General features: G+C 47.0%; 24 protein-coding genes and 2 pseudogenes. 6 read left to right on the top strand and 20 right to left on the bottom strand.

Annotated elements, in window-relative coordinates:
- Window positions 1–118: 118 nt before the first annotated feature.
- The 13 genes and pseudogenes from V6668_RS07845 to V6668_RS07785 form a co-directional block, all read right to left on the bottom strand.
- The gene (locus V6668_RS07845) at window positions 119–376 is read right to left on the bottom strand and encodes a hypothetical protein (protein WP_036669338.1); all 258 of its coding nucleotides are present in this window, start codon (window positions 374–376) and stop codon (window positions 119–121) included.
- 179 nt (window positions 377–555) lie between these two features.
- On the bottom strand, window positions 556–1065 hold the full coding sequence (locus V6668_RS07840) for a DUF6933 domain-containing protein (protein ID WP_036669337.1): 510 nt from the start codon (window positions 1063–1065) through the stop codon (window positions 556–558).
- Window positions 1066–1219: 154 nt separating this feature from the next.
- Window positions 1220–1816, bottom strand: coding sequence for a chloramphenicol phosphotransferase CPT family protein (locus V6668_RS07835; protein ID WP_036669335.1), 597 nt, complete (start codon window positions 1814–1816; stop codon window positions 1220–1222).
- 46 nt (window positions 1817–1862) lie between these two features.
- Window positions 1863–2213 carry a hypothetical protein gene (locus tag V6668_RS07830; protein WP_036669332.1) on the bottom strand — a complete coding sequence of 117 codons (351 nt, stop codon included), beginning with the start codon at window positions 2211–2213 and terminating at the stop codon, window positions 1863–1865.
- A gap of 55 nt (window positions 2214–2268) precedes the next feature.
- Entirely contained in the window at window positions 2269–2835 is a 567-nt protein-coding gene (locus tag V6668_RS07825) for a histidine phosphatase family protein (protein WP_036669545.1), read from the bottom strand.
- A gap of 47 nt (window positions 2836–2882) precedes the next feature.
- The gene (locus tag V6668_RS07820; protein WP_036669330.1) at window positions 2883–3362 is read right to left on the bottom strand and encodes a hypothetical protein; all 480 of its coding nucleotides are present in this window, start codon (window positions 3360–3362) and stop codon (window positions 2883–2885) included.
- A 115-nt stretch (window positions 3363–3477) separates the two neighbouring features.
- Window positions 3478–4122 (bottom strand): DUF3885 domain-containing protein, encoded by a 645-nt coding sequence (locus V6668_RS07815; protein ID WP_036669326.1) that lies wholly within the window; start codon window positions 4120–4122, stop codon window positions 3478–3480.
- A gap of 138 nt (window positions 4123–4260) precedes the next feature.
- Window positions 4261–4590, bottom strand: coding sequence for a DUF3024 domain-containing protein (locus V6668_RS07810; protein WP_051447171.1), 330 nt, complete (start codon window positions 4588–4590; stop codon window positions 4261–4263).
- Window positions 4591–4896: 306 nt separating this feature from the next.
- Window positions 4897–6939, bottom strand: coding sequence for a B12-binding domain-containing radical SAM protein (locus V6668_RS07805; RefSeq protein ID WP_076327218.1), 2043 nt, complete (start codon window positions 6937–6939; stop codon window positions 4897–4899).
- A gap of 405 nt (window positions 6940–7344) precedes the next feature.
- A complete protein-coding gene (recQ, locus tag V6668_RS07800; protein WP_036669316.1) occupies window positions 7345–9225 on the bottom strand; it encodes a DNA helicase RecQ in 1881 nt (626 codons plus the stop codon).
- Window positions 9226–9598: 373 nt separating this feature from the next.
- Window positions 9599–9892, bottom strand: a pseudogene (locus V6668_RS07795) (Rpn family recombination-promoting nuclease/putative transposase); the annotation flags it as partial.
- Window positions 9871–11622: an ABC transporter ATP-binding protein gene (locus tag V6668_RS07790; protein ID WP_422395270.1), complete on the bottom strand. Its 1752-nt coding sequence runs from the start codon at window positions 11620–11622 to the stop codon at window positions 9871–9873. The pseudogene V6668_RS07795 and the gene V6668_RS07790, both read right to left, overlap by 22 nt.
- 187 nt (window positions 11623–11809) lie before the next feature.
- On the bottom strand, window positions 11810–13654 hold the full coding sequence (locus V6668_RS07785) for an ABC transporter ATP-binding protein (RefSeq protein ID WP_338708084.1): 1845 nt from the start codon (window positions 13652–13654) through the stop codon (window positions 11810–11812).
- A gap of 90 nt (window positions 13655–13744) precedes the next feature.
- On the opposite strand from V6668_RS07785, the gene V6668_RS07780 reads away from it, so the two are divergent.
- Entirely contained in the window at window positions 13745–14638 is an 894-nt protein-coding gene (locus V6668_RS07780; RefSeq protein ID WP_338708083.1) for an AraC family transcriptional regulator, read from the top strand.
- A gap of 208 nt (window positions 14639–14846) precedes the next feature.
- Window positions 14847–15188: pseudogene (locus V6668_RS07775) on the top strand (hypothetical protein); the annotation flags it as partial.
- A gap of 350 nt (window positions 15189–15538) precedes the next feature.
- On the opposite strand, the gene V6668_RS07770 reads toward V6668_RS07775, so the two are convergent.
- The 6 genes from V6668_RS07770 to V6668_RS07745 form a co-directional block, all read right to left on the bottom strand.
- Window positions 15539–15895: a hypothetical protein gene (locus tag V6668_RS07770; RefSeq protein ID WP_338708082.1), complete on the bottom strand. Its 357-nt coding sequence runs from the start codon at window positions 15893–15895 to the stop codon at window positions 15539–15541.
- Between the two features lie 148 nt (window positions 15896–16043).
- Complete coding sequence (locus V6668_RS07765; RefSeq protein WP_338708081.1) at window positions 16044–17174, bottom strand: glycosyltransferase family 2 protein; 1131 nt, start codon at window positions 17172–17174, stop codon at window positions 16044–16046.
- Window positions 17175–18247: 1073 nt separating this feature from the next.
- Complete coding sequence (locus V6668_RS07760; RefSeq protein ID WP_338708080.1) at window positions 18248–18994, bottom strand: class I SAM-dependent methyltransferase; 747 nt, start codon at window positions 18992–18994, stop codon at window positions 18248–18250.
- Window positions 18981–20384 carry a nucleotide sugar dehydrogenase gene (locus tag V6668_RS07755; protein WP_338708079.1) on the bottom strand — a complete coding sequence of 468 codons (1404 nt, stop codon included), beginning with the start codon at window positions 20382–20384 and terminating at the stop codon, window positions 18981–18983. The genes V6668_RS07760 and V6668_RS07755 overlap by 14 nt, the downstream gene beginning before the upstream one ends.
- Before the next feature lie 75 nt (window positions 20385–20459).
- Window positions 20460–21449 carry a polysaccharide biosynthesis protein gene (locus tag V6668_RS07750; RefSeq protein WP_338708078.1) on the bottom strand — a complete coding sequence of 330 codons (990 nt, stop codon included), beginning with the start codon at window positions 21447–21449 and terminating at the stop codon, window positions 20460–20462.
- 18 nt (window positions 21450–21467) lie between these two features.
- Window positions 21468–22157, bottom strand: a complete 690-nt coding sequence (locus tag V6668_RS07745; protein WP_076327223.1) for a glycosyltransferase — start codon at window positions 22155–22157, stop codon at window positions 21468–21470.
- Between the two features lie 312 nt (window positions 22158–22469).
- Here V6668_RS07745 and V6668_RS07740 point away from each other — a divergent pair, with 312 nt between their 5' ends.
- Window positions 22470–23180: a GT-D fold domain-containing glycosyltransferase gene (locus tag V6668_RS07740; protein ID WP_338708077.1), complete on the top strand. Its 711-nt coding sequence runs from the start codon at window positions 22470–22472 to the stop codon at window positions 23178–23180.
- A 217-nt stretch (window positions 23181–23397) separates the two neighbouring features.
- Here V6668_RS07740 and V6668_RS07735 read toward each other — a convergent pair whose 3' ends face one another.
- Complete coding sequence (locus V6668_RS07735; protein WP_076327225.1) at window positions 23398–23805, bottom strand: hypothetical protein; 408 nt, start codon at window positions 23803–23805, stop codon at window positions 23398–23400.
- 190 nt (window positions 23806–23995) lie between these two features.
- Between V6668_RS07735 and V6668_RS07730 the strand changes: the two genes are divergently transcribed.
- From V6668_RS07730 to speD, 3 genes are all read left to right on the top strand, one after another.
- Window positions 23996–25144, top strand: coding sequence for an RluA family pseudouridine synthase (locus tag V6668_RS07730; RefSeq protein WP_338708076.1), 1149 nt, complete (start codon window positions 23996–23998; stop codon window positions 25142–25144).
- Window positions 25145–25216: 72 nt separating this feature from the next.
- Window positions 25217–25795 (top strand): DUF1273 domain-containing protein, encoded by a 579-nt coding sequence (locus V6668_RS07725; RefSeq protein WP_338708914.1) that lies wholly within the window; start codon window positions 25217–25219, stop codon window positions 25793–25795.
- Between the two features lie 157 nt (window positions 25796–25952).
- The gene (gene speD, locus V6668_RS07720) at window positions 25953–26768 is read left to right on the top strand and encodes an adenosylmethionine decarboxylase (protein WP_036610662.1); all 816 of its coding nucleotides are present in this window, start codon (window positions 25953–25955) and stop codon (window positions 26766–26768) included.
- Window positions 26769–26891 lie beyond the last annotated feature (123 nt).

The raw sequence follows: 26891 nt of genomic DNA, 5'->3' as shown, positions 1-26891 counted from the left end.
CGACTTCCTCTAAAAGATCGTATGTGAGGATCCTGTATCTATAATTACATCATCTATTCTTAATACTCTGCCTCTAAATGTAATGGTGAGTGACGTTGTAATTAACTGACCATCATAGTTAATTTTCATTCGTATTACGTCTCACTCTCATTAATGGATCTCTGCGAAGGTTGATCACAAAGTCTTGATTTGAAGTATGATACACGACGTTACCAGGCTCTACTTGAAAAAACTCTTTATTTACATCTCGTTCTGATATGGTTCGGATTGGTGCAACTTCATCTACTATTTTTTTGTTATCTTCCTCATGATAATGAATGATAGAAACCAGAACAAATTGGTCAGGGAACAGTTCTCTAACTTCTTGCCATTTCATGTGTTCTACCTCCTGTTATTGAGTTAGTTCTACTTTCTGTAATTTTAACATATCTCCTGATCTCATTTTACCGTATTCGAGACGTCTGACTTGACCAGATGTGGTTTGCTGGAATAACCCACCATGATCTATCTTATACTGTTTTTGCATTAGAGGTCTCCGATGAAAATCCAGTTTCTCTAACTCTCCATTTCAAACCGTGTTTGAAGCTCTTTAACAAATATCTCAATGGGTTTTTTATAGTCGATGGGTTTATACATAGATCTATTATTCCTCATATGCCGTTCATCTTTATCACGAAAATCATTATCTTCAACTTCAAGCGTCTTCATCACAAGCATGATTTCATTCATGGTACTTATAACACTTCGACTATCGGTTTTGGTGATCATGCTCTCATTACATTTTTCCAAATAATAGTTCACCAGGTGGTCAGGAAGTTTCTCAACGGCCAAATAGTCCTCTAAATTCTTTTTAAAGATTCCTGCCAGTTTATTCGCTTGATTCGTTCTAATCCCATCGACAGTCAAGCTTAATCTGGACAAATCATTCATAAACACATAGTGTTTTCTGCCATACAACGTGAAGAAGTTTGCATGCCAACTAAAGAAGTCATCGCTGTCTTGGATGGTTTCCGGTTTGGCATGAAGATCTTTTAATGTGAGTTGGGTTGCTTTGAAAATAATCATGCTCGACTCCTCCTTACTCCTTAAGCTGATTATAAACTACTTCAAGCGAACTATATCCAAATTTGTTTGCAAAATACAGACTTTGTCTTGAGGTCTAATCCTCCATCTCCAATTTTTGACCACCTTACCAGCCTTGGTCTTGAATTCATTTCTTTTACGGTGTTTTTACCTCTCTTCTGCTTAATTTCTTAAATGCCGAGTATTCCTGATCAGACTTCATATAACTTAATATTTTTTCCGCACATGCAGCTGAGCTAAGCTCTTCCGTATTCACTTCCAGATCATATTCATCATAGGAGTAGATGTAATCAAACTGGGAATGGGCAAGTCCAATCTCGCGGTCTCCCCTGCTCTGCTCTCTTCTGGTGAGTTCCTCTTTCGAGCACTGCACGCCTACAAACAATATCGGATAATCCGATAGTAACTCATAAAAATCATTAAACCACTTGTCATTGCTGATGACTGTATCCACGATGACATTCAAACCCATTTCCGAAAATAGCTTAATGGTTGCACAGTACATCGAATTGATGGGATCGAACAGGATATCGGTCATCACATGGTGTTCCACTTCTCTTGTTGGTTTCATATCTGGATATGTATTGTCGATAAACTGATCATAATTATGCAGAAATTGATCTACAGATAGATGATGAAACGGAATGTCTCCCTGATTTTTCATTTCCATCGCAATGCTTGTCTTCCCCGAACTTGACGTTCCGTTCAAAAATATAATGAGTCCTCGTTCCATATTGATCACCCTTATCATTAAAATTGGAAAACACTGTTCTGCCGAATTACCACTCTCTCCATTCTTCCGTAATGTCTTCATCCTCCTGGATGTCTAATCCAGCCAGTCTAGCCGCCTTGTCTATAAAATCAGCCAATTCTTCACGTTCCATCGTCTCAATAAAATAACCATTGGCCTCATTCATTTCATTAAACCTAAGCACAACTTCTTCTACAGCCTTCATCATGCGCTCAGAATCTTGCGTTTCTTGTAATGCTATTAATTGGTGCAAATATGTATCTAGGGCTTGATCAGACATGAGTAATCTCTCTTCTGTGAAAAGCTCATCTCCGCCTTCAATCATTCTCTCATTCCATAGTTTCGTTGGTTTTCCAAGAAACAAGTTTTGTAACGTCATTGGAATCACTCCCCTGTAACCAAAATTATGAACAAGCGTTCTCGCTTACTCACTTTCATTCGCTCCATAGCCTTGTCACGTTCTCTAATTCCATCTCGTCAAATTGTAGTCGATAAATGTCCGGTTTCTTGGTTTGATTCATAAAATCCAATCCGTAACTCGAATCAAAGTAATTCATCATCAACGTCATTACATGTCCGTGTGTGCCGATCGCCACTTTTTCACCCTTGTATTCTTCTAATATCTGTTTCAACACGCCCACTGCTCTACTCTGGCAAACCGTGTTCGACTCGCCCCCTGGCAATGCATAATCCGGGTCATCGAACATCTTCTTCGAAGCAGGCTCAAACTCTTCATCCGCAATCATATCATCTGAAAAATGCCTTTCCCGCAGATCCTCCATGATCTGAATATCTAATTCTAACGCTGCTGCCACACCCTCTAAGGTCAGAATAGCCCTGGCATAAGGACTTGAGACAATGGCATGTATTCCTTCATTCGTTAATATTTCCGTTATTCGTTCTGCATTCATCTTGCCCTGTAGGGTAAGCCCCCTCGTTCTTTCCGTTCCTTCCGTATACGGTGACTCCGCATGCCTTACCATATAAACGATGGTCTTCATAGGACCCCCTTGAATTTCTTTTATCAAAATTTACTGCCCTCTTTAATCTATTTCACTTCTTTATCAAGACTAACGTCAAATGTTAAAGTTATCGATTTTTGTCTAAAATCATTGGGTATCACTTTAATCTTCACGTTTAGATGTATAGATTCAGGCAAAGTCATTTCAGTTATATTCTCATAACCGATGAAGTAATAATGCTTTTCGTCCAGTTCTATCAAACCTCCACCTGTTGAGCCAGAAGTTGAAATCAAATGTCCGTCACGATAAAGCTCACAAGCAATATTATATTCCTCCAAACTAAACCCTTTCACTTCATATCCAATCTTGATTTGATTTTCCGTATAATCAGCATTTCGTAAACTGATCGCACCACCATCCACCATTTGGGTCTGAATTGCAATATTTGCCTCAGGCATCTCCGGTTTCTTTAATAGATAGCCTACTTTTAGGTACCATATAACTCCTAATACAACTACAGCAAGTACAATTATAGCAATAATAATCTTCTTCTCTTTTTTATCCATAATCCATACTCCTTACATCGGAACACTCTTAAAGTTCTTTCCAAACCTGTATTTCAAATAATACATTATCCCTGTGCGATCAACATCTGGGAACTTCCTTGGATCATCCACCCCATTATCCTATAAATATATTGTTAATTCTGTGTCGATCATAATCTAGAATCCAATCGTTATATTCTGTATAGATATCCGTTAGTGCTTCTTTTGATGCTGAAATCACATCGCAACCTCTATCATCATAGATATGAAATATCGTTTTCTTACTTATATTAATGAAATACACCCTATGATATATCTTTGGCTTAATTCCAACCTCATGATTACATATAGCTTTGATTAACTGATTATATCTCAAGCCCTCAACTCTACATTTAGTCCAATACCTATACATGTTGTTCCTTGGGTTTAGGATGTCATCCGGTTCACAATCCAAACCTGGAAATATCTCAAGGCTCAAGGCTCTAATCGGCCCTTTCTTCTTGATATATTTTCTGTACAGGTTCAATTTTTCCACTTTGTGTTTAAGCTTATCTGCAAAATAAGCTTGAGTTATTAATAGGACTTCATCTTCTTGATCATGAAGAGCTTTAAATAATTCGAGTGATCGATGATACACTTGTTCCATGTAATGCTCTGTATTCATTCCAAACATTAGTGGATTGCCAAGTTCGAATCGTATTGCAACATCCCAATTATAAAAAAGAGGCGGTTCTAAGGTCAGGTTTGGAAAATGCTCTGCCAGGTACGTCTTCAGATCCATTCTGTGGCCTCCAAGTTCACTTTAAAGATGAATGCCAGATTAAAGAAGGTATCCGTCTCTTCAAAGGTTTGCGGTTTTATATTCAGATCTTTTAATATTAATTGGGTTAATCAACCCCCCAACGCCTTTTCAGAAAAATTAACCCCAGAACATTCCGTTATGACCTTCGTCCACGATCTTGAGCTGTGTTTCAAAATCTTCGTTCGGATCGATATCATCGATGTAATGCCACTTTCCTTTACTGTCCTGCCAATACACTTTCCATACCTTCTCATCCATTCTGAATTGTGCTACCGGCAATTGTACCCATTTATCGCTTTGAAAGGCTTGTCTTTCTTCAATCAATGTCACATGGTTACCTCTGATTTTATAACTAATCTTCATCTGACTTTTCACATGCTCGGGTACAGCATTCTCGGTGTAATGGTCCATAATCTTTTGAATCCGCTTCTTCGTAAAATCATCCATGCTCTCGAACTCCCCTGCCTTGATCTGTTTTGCTTAGATTATATCATGTTGATTTCTCCGATTTAAATGATGCTTTACTTGTAAAAGGTAAACCGGAGCGCGGCTTGTGCAATAGCAAGCCACGTGAGGGTGAGGTGCTGCGCCCAATGGGGTTGCACCGCGTCAATGATCGCGGTGCCCACCTTGGTAGCATCACGAGCACAAAGCCGCGATGCACGAAAAAAAGCATCACGACCGTATAGTCGTGATGCTTCATCCTGCTACATGGCACCAATTAGCCATGTAGCTTATCTCAGGCCGCTGCACCTACATAGCAGCGGCTTCTTCTCCCAGCGGCAGCGTGTAATACTGCGCCTGCTGCCCTTCGTGCTGCTGGTACACAACGACCAGCAGCGTCCGGCCTTTCGCGGCAAGCGGGCTGGCGCCAGCTAGCACACGCTCAAGCCGGAACGGAAGCACATCCAATACGGTGTGCTTCTGCAGTTCCTTTTCGCCGAGACCAAGGTCGGCGAAAGCACGGGCACCCATGACCGTCTGTGCGGTCATGGCCGAGGTCATCGGCAACGCACGCGAAGCGTTGCCGTCCACCATGTCCGCCGCTCCATCCGCGGCGGACCCTGTTGCGTCGCCCGAAGTGAGCGACGCTGCACCCCCGGCTTCGCTGCCGATCACACCCGCCGCATCTGCGGCAGAGTCTTCTCCGGCAGCAGCCGAACTTCCCGCAGCGGCACTCGGACCCGTGCCGCTGCTTTCCAGCCATGCCGTGCCTGAGGCGCCGGCAACACGTGGCAGACGAACGTCTTCCGGACGTTCAGCCAACGTTTTCATATAACCCGCCCACTGGTCTTTCTGAAGCGGATCTTCCCACCAGATTTTGCGTGGTTTGTATTTGTGACCGAGGAAATAATCCAGCTTCATCAGGCCGAGCACGATATCCATATGCGGCGTGTTCCGTGACTCCAGGAAGCTGTGCAAACGAGTAAACAAATCCTCCAGTTGGTGACCAATCTTCTGCCAACCCTGACCTTCCCAGTAATCCCCAAACGCCTGGAAGAAATCAAACGGTGAGTTGAACTCCTGCTCCATCAGATACTTCAGCGTATGGTCCATTCGGTGTGCGTTCCAGTATTTCTCCAGTACATCCTCCAGCCGCTTCAAGCGCACGATATCGCTGAAAGGCAGCACATCACTGCCCAGAATCTCATATGGCGCGTGATCCATGTACGTGTAGTTGTACTTTTCCGCATCCAGACGCAGACCTGTACCGCGCAGCATTTTGAGGAATCCCAGCTGAAGCTCTTCCGGCCCCAGTGCAAACACATCATTAAACGTTTTGCGGAACGTATTGTAATCTTCCTCAGGCAATCCGGCGATGAGATCCAAATGCTGGTCGATTTTGCCACTGGCTTTCACCTTGTTCACGGTACGGCTCAGCTTGGTAAAGTTCTGGCGACGTTTCACCAGTTCATTTGTCGGATCATTCGTGGACTGAACCCCGATCTCGAACCGAAATGTGCCTGGTGGCGCATTCTCTGCCAGATAGTCCAGTACTTCAGGACGCATAATATCCGCCGTGATTTCAAACTGAAACACCGTCCCCTGATGATTCTCAATCAGGAATTTGAACATTTCGAGCGCATAATCCCGCTTAATGTTAAACGTCCGGTCCACAAACTTAATCAGCTTTGCGCCCTTCTCAATCAGGTACAGAATGTCCGACTTCGTCCGCTCAATATCGTAATAGCGCACGCCGACCTCTATACTGGACAGACAGAACTGACAACTGAACGGACAGCCCCGACTGGTTTCAAAATAAACAACCCGCTTCCCAAGCTCTGGGATATCCTCATCAAATCGATGTGGTGACGGCAAATCGTTCAGATCCGCCTTCGGCCGTCCTGGCATGAGAATGACCTCTTCCCCTTTGCGATACGCCAGTCCATAGACAAAGTGGAACTTCTTGCTTCCTTCAAGCTCCATCAAAAGCTGATGCAGCGTCTCTTCCCCTTCACCCATCACGATGAAATCAACATTGGGAATCCGGTTCATCCAATATTCCGTGTCGTAGGACACTTCCGGCCCGCCCAGCAGAATTTTCACATTCGGCATAACCTTTTTCAGATTATCAATGACCTTGATCGTCTCTTCGATGTTCCAGATGTAACACGAGAAACCAATCACGTCCGCGCCGCGCTGATACAGATCAGACACAATATTCATCACTGGGTCCTTGATCGTATACTCCGCCAGGTCAATATCAAAATCCTTCTCACTGTATGCCTTCAGACACCGCAAGGCCAAGGAGGTATGGATGTACTTTGCATTTAATGTAGAAAGAATAACCTTCATGGTTCACAACCTTTGCCTGGACACCCAGACCATATTTTTTTGATAAAAGGAAAGCTGCACAGCCATCCTGCCCCGGATGCTGTTCATCTAAACCTCTTTTGACCTAGCCATTCCATGTCTCATGGACATATCCAACTTTTGTCTTTCAAAGAGTGGACACTCTTTTCAAAAAGACATATACACCGCACTAAATCAAAACCACAACATACAGTATAAAATCCGTACCTTCAAACTACATGTTGTATACGATACGGTCAGCCATTACCAACGCCAATGTCCACCCTTTGAAAGACAATTCGCCACCATTTGTCCACTCTACAGAGACGCGACAACCAACTTCAAAGATTGGAAAGTGAAAATTAACAATTCATACTCAATTCACTCTTACTCTTACTCATTTCATACTCACTCATACTCGTAAAACGCATCATCATCCGTATCCACTTCTTCGCCCGATTGCTTCTGGAAAAACTCCAGGAACGGCAGTCCGTACTTGCGGTACTTGACCTCACCGACCCCTTTGATATCCAGCATGTCACGTTCTGTCTGTGGACATACCACACTCATCTCACGCAGGGTCGCATCATTGAAGATAATGTACGATGGTACATGCTCTTTCGCCGCCAGATCACGCCGGATCAGACGAAGTTGTTCAAATACCGTCTCATTAACCGCAGATGGCATCGCATCGCGTCCGCGGCGTCCACCATAGTTCGTACCCGAAGCTGTTGCCGCTGTCTTGCGGACAACACGCTGCATCACTTCACGCTGGCCTTTGAGCACTTCAACCGCTAGTGGCTGTAAACGCACAACCGGATACTGTCCCTCAGACAGCATCAGATATCCTTCGGATACCATCACGTTGATGATCTCCGATATCTCGCGCTCTGTCCGATTACCCATCACGCCGTAGGTTGGCAGAGAGTTGAAGCCGTAATCGAGCACTTTTTTGGCACGGGAGCCTTTGAGCACAGAAGCGACCAGCGATACACCATACCGTTCACGCATGCGGTGAATGCAGCTGAATATTTTCTGTGCATCAATCGTCATGTCTACCAACTCGCGGTCGTCCGTACAGGAACTGCAAGTACCGCAAGGTGTATCGTCATGCACCTCACCGAAATAATCCAGTTGCGCACTGCGCAGACAACGCGTTGTGTAACAGTAATCCACCATCTGTTGCAGCTTCCGGTAATCGTTCTGTTTGCGGTCGCCGTCCATCGGATTCTGCTCAATCAGGAACTTCTGGGTGATAATGTCCTGTGCCCCGAATAACAGAATACACTGGCTTGGCTCTCCATCCCGGCCTGCACGTCCGGCTTCCTGCACGTATGCCTCCATATTTTTCGGCATGCTGTTATGAATAACGTAACGCACGTTCGACTTATCAATCCCCATCCCGAACGCATTGGTCGCCACCATCACTCGGATATCATCGTACAAAAAAGCTTCCTGGCTCTGGGACCGTTCATCGTCCGTCATCCCGGCATGGTAGCGTCCTGCGGGCAATCCCGCCTGCAACAAACGCTGATGCAGATCGTCCACGTCCTTACGGGTCGCGGCGTATATAATACCTGGCTCGCTGGCATGCTCGCGCGCATAATTCAGGACAAAATCCTTCTTGCTCTCGCCACGCAGCACGCTAAACGCCAGATTATCCCGCCCAAGTCCGGTCACATACGTCTGCGGGTCCTGCAAACGCAGCAGCCGCAGAATATCGCCCATGACCTCGGGCGTCGCTGTAGCCGTAAAGGCCGCAACCACCGGCCGCTCCGGCAAACTGTCCACAAACGGCGCTACCGCCAGGTAGCTTGTCCGAAAATCATGCCCCCACTGCGATACACAGTGGGCCTCATCCACGGCAACGCAAGAGATCGGCAAATGGCCCATCTCCTCGCGGAACCAATCCAGCTCCAGTCGCTCAGGCGCGACATAGAGCAACTTCAGCTCACCGCGCTGCGCCGCGCGGATGCGATCATTCACTTCTTTGCCGCTAAGTGTACTATTAATATACGCGGCAGCAATTCCGGCGGTCGTCAACGCATCGACCTGGTCCTTCATCAATGAGATCAACGGGGAGACAACAAGCGTCAGACCCGAATATAACAGAGCGGGGATCTGATAACAGATCGACTTACCGCCCCCGGTTGGCATAATACCCAACGTATCTTCACGTTCGAGCAGGCTGGCTACGATCTTTTTCTGTCCCTCACGGAAGTCGGGGTAGCCATAATATTTTTGCAGGAGACCCTGCGCTTCTTCTAATGTAGGTGTTTGCACACTCATGTAAAGACTCCTTACTTATCACCGGCGTTTTCCCACCAGCTTGGTCCGATCCGATTCTGACATCCGAAAGCGGCACATATCCCGCATCCTTGACAACAAAATGGCGTTCTCATGACTTGTCCGTCAAGCAAACGCCGCTCCCTTTAGTTTAACGGCCCAGCCCCGAATGAGCAACCGCGTTTTACTGTAAAACGTTTAAAGCTTCTTCATTAAAATAAAAACAACCGTCCTGCCCTAGTTGGACAAAACGATTGTTGTAAACTTTTATTCACAACCGACACACTCATATCACGCTAGTGTACCCGTACCCATTCATCTGGTGAAGCTACTATACCTTACAACTTTACAACTTCACTTTAATCTTTTAACGACTCTACCCAGACTCCGGCAAGCCACTGGCCTTTGCAATAACAGCAACTTCGAGTCCAAGTGAGAGCATGTTCTTCACAATTTCAATCGTCTTTCTTTTTTCCCCTTCTACTAATCCCTTTTCTATTCCTTGAGCTATTCCCTTTTCCATAGCCCACTCAATCACGGAAACTTCATCATGCAAATACTTCTGCCGCTCTTCATACAAACGACGTGCTTCCCGATCCTGACTCAAGAACTCCAGCGTATCCATTGCCTTCTTCAAAATAGGTTCATTCATGTTGTACCACCGCCTCTTGCATTCATGCGATAATACAATCCTTTCCTCTGCATCAGTTGTTCATGCGTTCCATCCTCGGCAATTCGACCATGTTCCATCACAAGGATGCGAGAGCACTGGCGAGCAACCTCCATTCGATGTGTGACAAGCAATCCTATGCTGCCTTTCATAAAGTTCAGCAAGTGATTCATCACGTTCTGTTCTGTCTGAATATCCAGAGATGACGTTGGTTCGTCCAGAATATACAGATCAGATGACCTCATAAAGAGTCTGGCAAGCGACAGTCGCTGTTGTTGGCCTCCAGATAGATTGGCCCCTTTCTCATGCAACATTGTTTCGTATTGTCCTTCTTGTGCCTCAATATATTCATGCAAACCTGCCTGCTTTGCCGCAAGCTTCACTCTGTCCGATGTAACGTCTGAACTCAGACGAATATTTTCTTCGATCGTTCCTGTAAAAAAAGTTGGTGTCTGCGGCATATACGTGAGTCTGGACTGGTCATCCATCTCTACATACTCTGCAACATGTTTATCACCCAGCATTACGCTTCCGTTTGTTGGCTCGATCAACCCCGCACACACTTGGCACAGTGTAGATTTGCCAGCACCGCTGGCGCCAACTACCGCAACCAGTTCACCAGGAACCAGATTAAACGTAATCTGATCCAGAATCTTCCGACCAATGTTTTCATCGGTTACCATAACCTGTTGAAGACGTAGCATAGCAATTTCGTTCTCTTTATGTGCCCCTTTTTGTGTACTCCCTTGATCTTGGTTACAAATTCCCTGTGCAAGCTCCTCGTGCTTAGTATTGGATGTGTCTGTCTTCTTGTTCTCCGCCAATTTCAACCATGCAGAGATACGTCCAAATGCACCCACGCTGGCTTGCATCTGACTCCACTGGCTGGACAAGCCGAGTACTGGCCACACCACCAGTTCAAACAGCAGACTACTTGCAACAACTATGCCCGGAGACAAAGTTCCCCTAGCCGCTGACAAAGCAATAAGGAACAACGCTGCCAATTGAGCCAAACCAAACACCGCCATCACCACGTTATCCGACATGCTCAGGGTCATCTGCAACTTGGCATGAACACGATTCAGTGATTGCTGTTGTGTCCGAAATCGAGCGAGAAACCACGGTGAAGCATTATACATCTGAATCACCGGTATCCCTTCAACATACTGTTGGATCTGTTCTTGGGACTCGCCTTCCCTGGATTCGACCTCATCGGACAGATGTACAATTCGCTGATCATACAACCTCGCCGTAAACCAGATTGCACCTGCACTTACCAAGGCGATAACCGCAACCCATGCATCTGCTCTGTACAAATAACCCAGCGATAGAGCAATGATGAATACAACCGTAACACCCTCTGCAATAGCCTCCACAACTTCTGCACCATGCTTGGTGTCTTCCTTGATGCGAAGCATCACATCCCCGGACTTCTGTCTGCGCACCCATGAATAGGGCATCCGGTTTAACAGTTTCAACAGATCCATGGACATATCCCGTTGCATCGATTCCTTGAGCCATACCAGCACATAACGATGCATCGCGAGTAATACGATAAACCCTGCCAGAATGGCGATAAAGATGATCGCTGTAGCATTAAGCTGCTCCTGTCCCCCATCATGAATAGCATCCACGAAGAATCCCTGTACAAAGGCAAGTCCCCAATCAAAGACCGCATCTGCGGCGATAAAAATGAGCAAGATCGCTACAGCTAATCCATAAGGCTTCATCCAGCGAAAAATAACGGGCCATACCGTTGCCAATGATACAGCTTGTTTCGGGTCATCTGGAACATCACTTTCGTTCATCTGATGATGAGCTTCATTTTCGATATTTTCATTTATCTCATATGCTCCGCTTTTCTCATGACTGCTTTTCATTTCAACGTCATCGGCATATGCTGCATCTTCGATCTTGTTACTCATGCTGTCCCTCCACTTCCGTATCCTGCTCCGCAATATAACTTCGATATCCGTTTGGACGATCCAGCAATTCACGATGAGTCCCCGTATCTTCGACGCGTCCCTTCTGAATATAGATGACCTGATCTGCCCGTTTGATCAGCGATAATCGATGAGTAACTGCAATAACCGTTGTGCCTTTGTCAGCAGTGATTCGGGCAAAGAGATCATTCAATCGTTGCTCATGCCACGGGTCTTGAGATGACGTCGGTTCATCCAACAATAGAATATCCGGGTTCCTCAGCATCGCTCTGGCTAAACTAATACGCTGAAGCTCACCACCCGACATCGTCCCGCCTTGCGGCTGAAGCTCTGTCCCATAGCCGAGCGATTGACGCATAATCGCGTCATGTGCATGCGTCATATGGGCCGCAACCTTTACTTGATCGGCAGATATCTCCTCTTGTCCAAAAACAATATTCTCTTCCACTGTACCTGTGAAAATAAAGGCTTGTTGCGGAACATACACCTGATTGACATGCCCTGTCTGAACTTCGTGTATATCCTTCAGTGAATTCTTCTGATTCATGACCTGGATCGAACCAGTAACAGGTCTATCTAATCCGGCTATCAATTTCAATAACGTGGTTTTCCCGCATCCACTTGGCCCCGTGATTACAGTAAGCTTTCCTTTCTTGGCCTCAAAAGAAATATCTGTTAACACTTCTTCTTGCTCCGCATACCTATAAGACACATGCTGCACGTTGATGCCAGCCGGTTTAGATTGTTTTTCAAGCTGGCCTAAATGCGTATCGGACCGTACATATGTATTTGTACCGGTATTAGCAACCGTGTTCTTTCTCTCCAAATCCAGCACTTCAAAGATTCTGGACGCATGTGAAGCCGAACCAATAAAATCATTCCACAGCCCAGATAACGATTCAATCGGACGAGTTAACTGACTGCTTGCTACCAGAAAAGCTGCCAGTCCTCCTACATCCATATGTCCATTCAGGACCTGCATGCCGCCTAGATAGAGAATCAGAATCATGCCACCATACGTGGAGACCCGTCCGGCTGCTTCCGAAAGTCGTTGTAACACAGATACGGACATTGTATGTCTGAACACTTGATCCATTCGATCTTTAAAATGAAGGTGTACATAACCCGCGAGTCCGTAACTTCGGATCTCAACCGGGGCTTGGATGATTTCAGTCAGTATCTCATCTCTTGATGCTGCACTGGCATTCAACTGATCATGCCGTCTTTGTAGACGTTTACCCAGTCCTACTGTTACAAGAGGATAGATCAAAGTGAATGCAATGATAGCCAACGACAGCGGCAAGTTAACCCAGCTGAAGTAAGCAAAGGCAAGAATCAGCTGAATGATATTTTTCGCGAGTTCAATGCCATGTTGGTTGATCCCCTTCTGTGCTTCCTTGGCTGAAGTCCAGACCCTAGAGGTTAGGTCACCCGTATGATAATGCGCCAGATCGCGTGTCTCTGTGTTGCTAAAGGATGAGAGCAGTAGAAACTGCACAGACAATAATGTCTTTTGCTGGAATAACGTCTCGACCCTCGTCATGAATGCGGTTACAATCAATCGTAATACTACAATGCTAACGCCTATGATCAACCCTGAGTAGAGTAACGAAAACTGTGCTTCAGTCGCGCCTTTGACCAGTCTTCGGATCGATTCCAAATAACCGACCTCAATCAGGGAGACCAAGCATGCGGCGAAAAGTAACAGAATGATGAACATACGGTACTTGCCCGTTATTGTCCATAATCGAGTTAACATGCCTAACGTTGTATAATTTTTTTTGTCAGCAAACATGGATGCTTTCTCCAATCTTGTCATTAAATTATGTACTTGGTTATGATATCATCGGTGATAAGGAAAAAATGAACATTTATTGCTGTAAGTACTATTAGAAGTAGGGAGATTGATATGCAACACGATCTGCTAGACACACTGGATAAGCTATTCGACTACATAGAAGACCATATTCAAGACAAATTAACGCTGGATCATCTGGCATCTGTGACTCATATATCCAAATTCCACCTGCATCGCATGTTCAAACATGTCAGCGGACAATTGCCTGGAGAATACATTCGTTCACGCAAATTGGCACGCAGCCTGGAGCAATTGGTGAATCTGAACTGGAAGATTATCGATATCAGCGGACATTACGCTTTTGAACATGAACAATCCTACATACGTGCTTTCAAACAAGCCTTCGGCATTACACCCCTGCAGTATCGCAAACAGGGAGCTGGAGACCTTGAATTTACAGCCCGCATGACTTCGTCCATGATCACAACGCTTCCATATGGATATATTTTCAAACCAACGTATGTACGAAAACCGGCCATGAAACTCATTGGGCAACGGTCCCACATTCGGTATGCAGATAACGAAGAGCACTATGAAGCCAATTCAGCAGGCAACGACTTTTTTGAAAAACACTTTCATTCGATTCCTAACGTGTTGCAACCCAACGTATATATCGGATTTACCAATGAAATTAACGAGGATTACAGTACATATCAGCCGTCTGTAGAGGTCACCAGTCTGGATCATATCCCTGAAGAACTGGACGGAATTGAGGTCCCGGCCAACCAGTATGCCGTATTCAAATTTGTCTGTGATTTCCATCCAAGTCTCATCAATATTGATCATCTGGACAGTGTCTGGACATTTATCGATGAATATTGGCAGAGCCATTCGGGGTACGAGAAGAGTGATCCCTACTATTTTGAAAGAATTGACGGCAGTCTGGCTCAGGACCACTACGGAGAGTTGGACATTTATATTCCTGCAAAGCAAATTTCACTGTAAGCTGCATATGGAGGTTCAACCTTATGGACTCAAATACTCAAGCTAATTCAAGTTCATCCCATACAAATCCTCGCAAACCTTGGATACGTAGACACCCTATTCTCACTACATTTACATTGTTGATTCTTGTACTGTTTGCCGCTGTATTCCTGTATTTCTGGCTCCGTCCTTACTTCTCCACGTTTGAGACCGTTCTGAGAAAGGAGAATTAAGCTATTCCATGTCTTCACGTAATGGTGACTATACTGCCGAAATTTACGGTATACCTTACGGTGGTGCGGCAGGCGGCGTTACAATCTGGGTCGATGTTAAGAAGACAAATGCACCTGAGGACGCCACGGTAAAAACGATCTATCGTGCCAAGCACCACGGAAATAACCATCTCGAATGGGAAAGTGAAAACACACTCCGGATTGAAAACTGGAATGAATATACGGATGAGACCATGACCCTCAATATCGATGACGAAATATATGATGGCTGGGGCTGGGCTTGCAAAAGCTTACGAATGAAGGACCAGTCTGTGCGATGCCCGGCACCCGAAATATAAAACATCTTAGCAGATAATATGACGGCTCTGAACACTCGACGGCTCATCTTGATGCGTAATCCTCACTGCACCGCATGTCAAAAGTCCCAATGCTCTGTATGCCTTGTGAAAATTTCACCAAATGCTACTTTCATTACACCATGGCAGGAGATACACGCGGCACGAGAAGCGTTAAAAGCCCCACTCACCGACTCTTTCGGTTAAGCGGGGCTGCTCTTGTTCTGCATTTTATCGTTTATTTACTTATACTTCATTGTGGTCTGCATAAGCTCAGTCACTAACAATATCGTAGCTATCGTACTTTAAACATATGGCAGCACATAACTTATCTATCACATCTATTCTACCGCTTAGTCGTAAGCACCTTCTGCTTCTGCTTCTGCTTCTGCTTCTGCTTCTGCTTCTGCTTCTGCTTCTGCTTCTGCTTCTGCTTCTGCTTCTGCTTCTGCTTCTGCTTCTGCTTCTGCTTCTGCTTCTGCTTCTGCTTCTGCTTCTGCTTCTGCTTCTGCTTCTGCTTCTGCTTCTGCTTCTGCTTCTGCTTCTGCTTCTGCTTCTGCTTCTGCTTCTGCTTCTGCTTCTGCTTCTGCTTCTGCTTCTGCTTCTGCTTCTGCTTCTGCTTCTGCTTCTGCTTCTGCTTCTGCTTCTGCTTCTGCTTCTGCTTCTGCTTCTGCTTCTGCTCGCAATTGTGCCTTACACTCTATTTCCACTCAACCCTTATTTTCACTGATCCGCCCTATCGCATTCTACCAGCAACGGATTAGTTTTTGTTGTTGTTTCACTTCTACTTCCATCTATTTTCTCTATCTCTACTCCCGCTTCAAACCCTTTTGTCCTCATCTGTCCCAGTCCGTCTCCCTACTTACGCGGTGACACTTCACCACGTTCTTCCCGCTCCTTTATCTCTTTGCGTACCACAACTTCGAGCTTCTGGCGATTGGCAAGCAACCCGGGATCGTTGGGCAAGTACTCACGGGCTTTGGTGTTATGCATCAATGCCTGCTCCCAGTTGCCCAGATGAGCGTAACAAAGGGATAAACGGGCATGTGGCAGCCAGGTACGGCAAGCCATAGGTACCGGGCGCAGGCCCGGATCGCGGCTGCTCACGTCCACCGCCTGCATATACCAGTAGATCGCCGAAACGGGTTCCTGCCGCTCATGGAAACAGGCCGCAATGGCACAGCATAAATCGGCATGTGGCAGATCATACTGGAACGACTGCAGCAATGCTCCGAGCTTACGGCCCGGCTCACCCAGTCGTTCATAACATTCCGCCAGCCGCGCGCAGGCAATCAGGCGATCCTCGCGGTAACCACTTGGCTGCTCCAGCAGCTTCATGTAACCGCGTACCGCCGCCGCATAACGCTGGCGGTCATAACATTCGCCTGCATAATAAAACAGCAGGCGACCTTGGGCTACGCCCTCTTCGGCGATCCATTTGCGCAGAATGCGCACGTTTCGCGCCGAATGATGTCCCGCTTCGCGGCGATGCGTGACGGCAATATCTGCCGTAATGACCTCGCCCCGCGGGAAGCTAAGCTGCTCGTGCAGCCGGCCATGCCAGCGGCACCCGGCATCCCGCTTGACCAGGCGAAGGCGTCGGTCCGTCACAAGTGGACTCCCCTCCGCTCCCTCGGCCAGCGTGTAGTTCAAGATCACAGCCTCCGTCTTCCCCCCGGACGGAAGCTGCTGCTTCAACACCTCCAGCTTCGCCCGTTCCGCGGGCAGCAGCACATCATCTGCATCCAGCCACAGGATATACTCCTGCGTGGCCTTGGCGAATGACTCATTCCGCGCTGCGGCAAAGTCTTCCGTCCATTCATATGTGTAGACCTGGTCGGTATACTGCGCAGCGATGTCCATCGTGCGATCCGATGAACCGGTATCCACAATGACGATCTCGTCCGCGATGCCGGCAACCGAGTCCAGACAGCGCGCCAGCGTGCGTTCCTCGTTCTTCACAATCATGCACAGACTGATGGTGATCACGTTTTGAGCCCCTTCCTGTCGTACGCGTATTGCGAAATGTCATAACGATTTGCTTTTGTTGGTTAAATACTTCGAACAGCGTACTATCGTAAGTTGACTAAAAGAGATTTACACTGGACACTCCGATGACAGAAACTTTCTGATCGTTGTTATCCCCAACTTTTTTAATCCCTTTTATAAAGGATAAATCCGGGGATAAAGACGAAACATATGCTTCCGATGCAGCTTTCATTCAGAACGCTTTTAGCTCCACTTCTTGATATTCTTTTTGTCTTCTCCGTTTCGTGTAAATGTTTAATCCAATTTATTTGGTATTTGGTATTGGTCACGGAATTCTTTTCATTTTCACTGTGCTAACGAACTGAGGTGACGCTATTTGGTGTATTTCAGCCACCTGGTAAATGTAACGAATCTGAGACCCGCTATTCTCGCATTATAGGCATCCATTCGTCGTTTATTGCAGCTTTCAGATGAAATAGCGCCGCTGAGATTCGTTACATTTCTCATCTCGTCTATTTCATCAAAATAAGACGTGTGAGATTCGTTAGAACATAGAATAGCTCTGTCGTCATACTAAACAGCAGTGTGGAATAGAGATGATCCAGCTAGGTGATCTGACAAGTGCCCTGACAAATGCTCTGGGAAGCTTGCAGAAGCTACTTTCGAAACCATCCCTTGAATCTAAGCGGGAGCGCCCTAGTCTCCTTCAAAACAAGAACCGCAATGATGCTCCAGAGCACTCTCCTATTCACATTTACGCAGGCAGGAGTTTTCCCCTAGTCTTAAAATTAAAGTTTAGATTTACGTTTGCGTTTGCGTTTGCCTTTGCTTCTACAGTTATTCGCAACACAGTTGCAGTATCCTTACCTTTACCTTGCAGTTACTTGCAGCAAAGTGTCAGCGTCAGTGTCCTTAGGTTTGGGTTTGGGTTTGGGTTTGGGTTTGGGTTTGGGTTTGGGTTTGGGTTTGGGTTTGCCCTTACACTTGCAGTGTCCTTAGCTTTGGCTCCTACCCTGCTCTTACCCTTGCCGCTGTCTCTGCCTCTGTATCTGTCTCTGTCCCTACCTTCACAGCTACCCTTCCCCACTCTCCTGACGGCGAAGGCGTTTCACCTGCTCCACCGCACTGTCCAGTGCCTTCTTGCGCTGCTTCATTACGCGGAGGTGCTGATGTTCCACCTCGGCAAAATGGACATGATCCAGCTCCATCCACTCCAGCAGTTGATCCAAAGTCGGCGATATATGCAGCTGTGTACTCCGCCGTTTGCGGGCCACGCAACATAGATATTTATGATGAACTTCGAGTTTCAATACTTCAAAATACGGCATCAGGGTCATCGCCAGGCTTCCCGCATAGAAGGTCTGCTTGTGGTCATAGAACGGGTGATACCCATACGGCACAGTCACAACCAACGTCCCATCTTCTTGCAACAGCCGATAAATCTGGATCAACAACGTCTCCGGATGAGCAAAATGCTCCAGCACTTCACCAAGCAGCACAGTATCAAAGGCAGTCCTTACTTTCCATTGCGTAATATCCAGCATTCGAAAATCTACATTATTTCTAACTGGCCTAGACTCTTTGGCAAGCTCAGCTTGCGCATATCGGACACTTTCTTCTTCCAGATCGATCCCTGTTACACGAAACCCTTCACGTGCCAGCAGAATGGACGTAATGCCCTGACTGCACCCAACATCCAGGATGCGTTTGCCTTTCGCCTCACGGCACATCCAGTGGATACGCGTTCTCGTCGCTTCATGAGAATCCTCCGAATTAATCTCGCCGTAATAGCGTTCACTCACTCGATCATGATTCGCCATAGATTTCTCCCGTTTTCACTCTGTGAACCGGCTGACCCAGCACCACAATATTCCCCCCGTGGCATCCGGCCGTTGCATTGCGTGTATCGAAAATCAGCTTTGCATGATCTGCCATCTCCTGATAATTGAATCCCGAATGATCCGTGGTAATGATCACCAAATCAGCTCCTGTCCACAATTCCGGCACCGCTGGACAAGAGTGCAGCACTGTACCGTCATCCTTACGGAAGACAGGCACCATTGGATCGGTGAAAACCACACCTGCACCCGCTGCGCTTAGCAGCCGAAAAACGTCCAATGCTGGCGATTCGCGCAAGTCGTCAATATCTTTTTTATAAGCCATACCCGCCAGTACAACACGTGCTCCTCGCACAGTTACACCATTCTGCTCCAGCAGCTCCGAGGCACGCTTCACCACTCTCTCTGGCATTTGCCGATTGGTTGCATCCGCCAGCTGAATGAATTGCAGCTCCGATCCCTGACGGTTTGCAGCCCAGGACAGATAGATCGGATCGATTGGAATACAGTGCCCTCCGATGCCGGGACCGGGATAGAATGGCATATAACCAAACGGCTTGGTTGCCGCCGCATTCAGTACTTCCCAGATGTTTACCCCCATCTGTTCACAGGCCGGGGTCAGCTCATTCACGAGTGCAATATTGACACTGCGAAATGTATTTTCGAACAGCTTTGCTGTCTCCGCTACCGTTGTTGAACTTACCGGAACAACTTCGTTGAGGAACGAGCCGTAGAACTGTTTACCATAATTCAGACAAGCGGGTGTCGAACCGCCAATAATCTTTGGGGTATTTTTCACACCATAATGCACACTGCCCGGATCTACCCGCTCTGGAGAATAACAGACGTAGAACTGTTCTCCAGCTCGCCAGCCGTTTGCCGCTTCAATCGGTTGTTTGACGCGTTCCTCCGTTGTGCCCGGATAGGTCGTGCTTTCCAATATAACCAGGCTGCCTTCCTGCAAATACGGAGTCATGCCATCCACCGCCGCCGAGATATACGAGATATCCGGTTGATGCTCGGCGGTCAGTGGGGTGGGCACACAGATCACAATGACATTGGCCTGTGCCACCGCTGCATAATCGGTGCTTGCCGTGAATAATCCAGCCTGCATAAGCGACTGCACAACATCATCTTCTATACCTATGACATACGAATTCCCGGCGTTCAGCTTGGCTACCTTGGAAGTATCGATGTCAATCCCGTGGACTTGATAACCGGCCTGTGCTATCTCTACAGCCATGGGCAAACCAACATAACCGAGACCGATGACAACAGCTTTTAGGGAGCGGTCATTAATATGTTGTATTAGGGCACGTTGCTGTAACTCTTCATTTCCTTCGTGCTGGTTGTGCTCATGATTTTCTTCCATTCCTTCCACCTCCAAACGCTCCGCCTCCCCTCGGTGGGTGTGTCTGAAAACTCCGAACGAGTTTTGAGACACACCCTAATCGATATAGCCACCTGCACGCAAAAACCGGGCAATCGCTGGTTTGTTCATCATGGCACTGTCCGAGCGATACTCGGAGAAGTTCACACGTGGCAGACTGCTGTACTGATCCGTCAGGCTCTTGTCCTTGTGCTCCGGCAGGATGACATAATACTGTGCATCGTATTGGTACGTACGCGGCGCTTCAAAGGGCGAGATCAGCACTTCATGTAATTTCTCGCCTGGACGTATTCCCGTCACCTTATAATCGAAGGATGGACGACCTGCCTGTTCCAACATGACGGATGCAAGTTCCGTCATCTTGCAAGCTTTCATTTTCATCACAAAAGTCTCTCCACCCACGGCCGCCTCAGCCGCTTTAAGAAGTAAATGTATAGCTTCGGTACGCGTCAGGAAAAAACGGGTCATGCCTATATCCGTAATGGTCGGGCTTTTGCCTTCATTGATCTGACGACGGAACAAGGGCACGACACTTCCGCTGGTTCCAAGCACATTGCCCCCGCGGATGCAGACAAACCGGGTACCTTCACTTAGCCAGTTGGCACGGATCATCATTTTTTCACCCAAAGCCTTTGTCATGCCATATACGTTAATCGGATCTACCGCCTTATCGGTGGACACATCGATGACTTTGGCAACCTGCATACGTATCGCAGCCCGAATAATATTCTGGGTACCGATCACATTGGTCTTGAACGCTTCATCAGGCTGGTCCTCGCAGACCGGAACATGCTTCAGTGCAGCCAGATGGAAGAGCACACCCACACCTCTGCATGCATCTTCCACTGCCCGATAATCGCGGATATCCCCAATGATGAATCGCAGACGCGGATCATGGTTGAACTCTCGCAGCATCGCAATCTGGGCGTATTCATTACGTGACAGAAGGCGAATCTCAGCCGGGTCCTGCTTCAGCAGTACCTCAGTCAGCTTTTGACCCCAGGAGCCCGTTCCTCCAGTGATCAGAATCGTTTGTCCTTGAATCATGGATGAATCCCTCCCTGATCAGATCATGAATTCGCGTAGTACCTGTGCCATCTCATCCCGGCTTAACCGGTCTTTGGGCGGTACCTTTTTGGTTGAAGTATTGCTCGAATGCACGATGTTGACATAATTGCGCGGAGCAAGCAGCTCGTGCGGCAGTTCAATGACATTGCCATGTGTACCTCTGCCCGGGAGCTTGACCCGGTATCCTGCTGCGTATTCGGCTGTCTTATATAAGTAGACATAGAACTGTGGAGAACGGTGAAACGCTGGGGCCATCTCGTTATTCACACTGTCCCACAGATATCCGTTCTGGTTAATCAATGCCATCGTCTGCTGCTGTGGTTGAATATCGTAGAGCTGTTGAACAAAGGTTTTATGGTATAAATCATCCGAATCCAGACGGGCAATATAGAGTTGCTCCGAACCATTGGCAAACGCCAAAATGGCACGCACACTCTCCATATTGGTTCCAAAACGAATATTGGAAGGAAGCGGCTCCTGACCCGCCAGAATCTCCTGCATTAATTCCCCGGATTCCTTGGACAACTTCACCACTGTGAGAAAATCCTGATTCGTCTGCGCCTTCAGGCAATGCAATGTGAACGTGCGGAAGATGCTCATCCGACGCTCCAGCCATTCCCGCGTTAATCGCTGTGGGTCCATCCCGTAATTGTTAAAGTTAATCTCAATCACAACTTTCCTGGACATAACATGCCTCCTCATGAACGCTACAAGTTCCGTTTACCGGATACAGACTGTTTTCATAGTTTTGATGCCGTCTTCCTACGAAGACCATCTTCTATCTATCTGATCGCTTACAAGCGACATCTCGCTTGTGAATCCAGCACTCTATATCGTATGAAACGTTGATAGAAGCGGTACCGACAGATGTACTAAATTTCATATAAATAGATTGATATACAACCGAAGATGGCGCCCTTTGGGTCGAACGTACATATCGTTACGGTAGTCGCAACATAGAATAGAACAGTTCAATTTTCAAAGGAGGCAACCCATCAGATGAATTCGATCTATCTTGAAATGGAAGGTGTGCTTGATCAGCTCGAAGCGGCACTTCTGGAACACCAACCGCTGTCTCTTGTAAGAGTCGGTGACGGCGAGAATATCGTCATGTCTCAAGAAACCGTATGGCCCACGGAACAGGTCCTTCAGGAGCGTTGGGCCAAGAAAGCCAACCTAGGGCAAAAGGGACTTCGTCTTCCCAACCCGAAACTACGGGATGAAGTCGCCGCTTCCTTGCAACGTGCCGATATCGTGGGCATTCTTCCTCGTGGTGACAGCACCATTAATGCTCCCGATTATCTCAAAAGACCCCTGACCGACATGGTATTTGCACACTTTGGCATCTCTCCTCCGATGACTTGTCACGCCTGTGTTAATCGGGAACTGGCGCAGAACCCGCGTTTCTGGCAGATGCTTGCAGGCAACCGTGTGTTACTCGTTACTCGTGAGATTGAGGCACTGCGTGTCATGCTCGAACATGATCCGTATAATCTGAACATTGTGACTGCCCTGCCCTTCGACAGCTATGATCAAATGGATGAAACGCTGCATTGGATTCAGAATAATCAACATACCTTCGACGTCGCTCTCTTCTCCTGTGGCGTCAATGCGGTTATCCTTGCGGAGCGAACAGCTGCACTCGCAGGCAAAGTTGCCATCGACTTTGGCAAAGCCAACAACATCATTCTGAAAGGCCGTGCCAATTGATCCTGGACAGTTCCAAACTTTAGATTCATGATTTGTATTGAAACGTGCAGATGCTTGTACGGCAAAAACCCCCGACTGCTTAAGCCGAGGGTTTCTTGCTGAGCGCTAGTCGAAACCTATCGATGCATTGTCTTGCGTCTCTGGGGTATGAAGCGAACTCTGCCGTCAACAGAAGTGATGACGAAGCACTCTGCCTGTAATATTTCGCCTTTCACTACTAACCGGTGGCTGCAATACCGTATAACATCTCCGGCCCGGTTCTTACTGCTGTGGACACCCCCGAGATGAACGAAGTATACACACTTTCCAATGCTGGTGGTGCAGACAGATCCTGAGCTGTGAACGAATGGAATTCGGCACCTCCGTTCTGTCCAATCGTACCTTCAGCACGGTAGATGATATAGAAAGGATCATATAAAAAACCCCGCACAAGCTCCACAACAAAGGTATCTCCCAGTTCTCCCGTAACACCTACTGTCCCGTTCAACGTAATAATGGGATTCACCACACCCTGCGTCTGTAGACCAATGGTGCCAAAAGCTGTCGGGGAATCTGACAGTGACAAACCGGGCTGTCCTACGGTTGCCGAGTTCATCGAAGTTCTCATATCGAGAAACACGCCCATGAGTAACACCTCCAATGCTATGGGATACCCTATCCTATGAATCTCACTACTCTTATGATTGGATGTATAGCAGATTGTATGAACCTATTTTTATTTGTCGACTGTTAATGGTATATTGAACTGCATAACGAAAATGAACGGATCGTATGCACACAAGCGGTACAGGCTGTTCAGAAGGAGATTACTATTCATGAATAAACGCAAACGTCCAACCAGCAAGACATCGGCCTCGGCCAAGGGGAAATCTTATACAGGTTCATCTTCAGCACGTTCCGGCAAGTCCAACTTCTCATCTGCCAAAACATCAGGTGCTTCCGCATCACGCAATACGGAGGAGAATAAGAAGCCAATAACCGCGAAATCATCGGGTGCACCCAAGAAAGCTGGAGGCAACAAACCCAAAAATGCCAGCGCAACCAAACGACCAGGCAATTCCTACTATCGCAAGCAGGAACCACCACGCCAGTACAAAGTAACTGAACCGGATGAACTGTTGAACTTCCTGTTGCAGCATTTGAAATCAGGACGGAACGCAGTGAAGTCCATTCTGGGTCGTGGACAGGTATCCGTGGATCAGAAGGTTGTAACCAAGTTTAATGAAGCGCTGACGCCAGGTCAGATTGTCTACATCCGAAAAGAAGGTGCAGTCGCTGCTCCATCCTTGACGGGTATTAACATTTTGCATGAAGACGATGATATCATTGTGATCCGCAAGGAAGCCGGACTATTGTCCATTGCCGCTGACAAGACGGACGACCTGACGGCTTATCGCCAACTGACAGAGCATGTGCGCCGCACCAATCCGCTCAACCGGATCTTTGTTGTCCATCGTCTGGATCGGGATACATCGGGTGTGATGATGTTTGCCAAAAGTGAAGAGGTGCAGCAGAAGCTGCAAAACAACTGGAAAGAAAATGTGCAGGACCGCGTCTACGTTGCCCTTGTTGAAGGTTCAGTAGCCAAAGAAGAAGGCACCATCTCTTCCTGGTTGAAGGAAACCAAAACGCTGAAAATGTATTCCAGCTCTCGTCCGAATGATGGACAACATGCCATCACACATTACAAACGTCTGAAATCGAACCGTGAGTTCTCCTTGCTGGAAGTGCGTCTGGAGACAGGGCGTAAAAATCAGATTCGTGTGCATATGGAAGATCTCGGACATCCGATCGCCGGTGACAGAAAATACGGCGCACGCACAAGAGACCTTGGCCGTCTCGGACTTCATGCACGTATACTCTCGTTTATCCATCCCACAACGGATGAGTTAATGTCATTTGAAACGGATATTCCGAAGCCATTCCTGTATCCGTTCCGTGCAGAAACTCCACCTGCGAAATAACTGCACCTCTAATGTGTGCATATATAGAAAATTCACTGATCGATTGATCATGCCTGAAAGGAGGAACGGACACTGAAAAACCTGTTAATCACCGGTTACCGGGCACATGAATTGCAGATTTTTGGACAAAAGCATGAAGGTATTCCTTTTATCAAAAAAGCCATCTCCTCCCGTCTTACTTCCCTTGTCGAAGATGGTCTGGAATGGGTGCTGACGCCGGGACAATACGGTGTGGACCTGTGGGCCTGCGAAGTGGTGATTGATCTGAAGAAGACGTATCCACATCTGAAACTGTCGATCATCACTGCCTTTCAGAACCCGGAGGAGCAATGGAAAGAAGACAAGCAGGAGTATTACCGTTCCATCCTCTCGGGTGTGGACTATTACGGTGCGATTAGCAATCAACCTTATATCGGGCCGTGGCAGTTCACTGCACGGGATGACCTGTTGCTGCGTAAAAGCGACGGTCTTCTGCTCGTATATGACGAAGATGCCGGTGAAGGCAGTCCCCGTTTTGTGAAGGAAAAAGCCGTGAAGAAACAGCAGAACGAGGACTATACAATCATCAGTGTCACTTCAGAGGATATTCAATCTGTAGCTGAGGATGAGCGCATGAACGATATTGCGGACTTCGACGATTCTTCATTCTGAAAAAATGTAGATCATCTGAAGTCCTTTCATGCATAGCTGTGATCAGAGGAAAATCGTATTTCGAATGACGTACATATGTTTTTTTTCGAGGCAGGTTGGGTATAAGTAGTATTATAACTGCGATGATATGTCGTATGGGATAAGGGGAACTGCAACCATGACAATTACGCCAGAGCAGCGCATTCAACTGCATGGATTTAACAACCTGACCAAGTCGCTCAGCTTTAATATGTACGACATTTGTTATACCAAAACCAAAGACGAACGCGAAGCTTACATTGAATATATTGATGAACAGTATAACGCCGCCCGGCTGAGTAAAATTCTGAACAACGTCTCCGACATCATCGGAGCCCACGTGCTGAATGTCGCCCAGCAGGATTACGTGCCTCAAGGTGCGAGTGTTACGATGCTTGTCTCGGAAGGTCCAATCGTGGAGATCCCCGAAGAATCACTCGATGAATCTCCCGGCCCTCTGCCCGATAACGTTGTCATGCAGCTGGATAAAAGCCATATCACTGTGCACACCTACCCTGAATTCCATCCTAGTGAAGGTATCAGTACCTTCCGTGCGGACATCGATGTCTCCACCTGCGGTGAGATCTCACCGCTTAAGGCGCTGAATTATCTGATCCACTCCTTTGATACGGACATTATGACGATGGATTACAGGGTGCGTGGTTTTACGCGGGATACGAGCGGACGCAAGCTGTTCATTGACCATGAGATCGGCTCGATTCAGAATTATATTCCGGATGAGATCAAGAGCAGCTTTGACATGATTGACGTGAACGTCTATCAGGAGAATATTTTTCATACCAAATGTAAACTGAGGGAATTCGATCTCGACAATTATCTGTTTGGGTACACCAAGGATAAGCTCAGCAAGAAGGAACAACAGGAGATTACAGAATGGCTGAAGCTGGAGATGGACGAGATCTATTACGGCAAAAATATTAATCGTCCCTCTTAAAGAGGTTGTTCAACGCTGATCCATGAGGGCAAAATCTAAGACAAGATTTCATGAAGGCAGGGTTCTTCTTTTCGGGGGACCTCCGGCATGTGCTTGTCTTTTTCTTTGTTATGTTGACAGTGT

Origin of the sequence: Paenibacillus amylolyticus (assembly GCF_036894225.1) — a bacterium.
Lineage (GTDB): Bacteria > Bacillota > Bacilli > Paenibacillales > Paenibacillaceae > Paenibacillus > Paenibacillus amylolyticus.
This window is presented reverse-complemented; position numbering and strand designations above follow the sequence as displayed.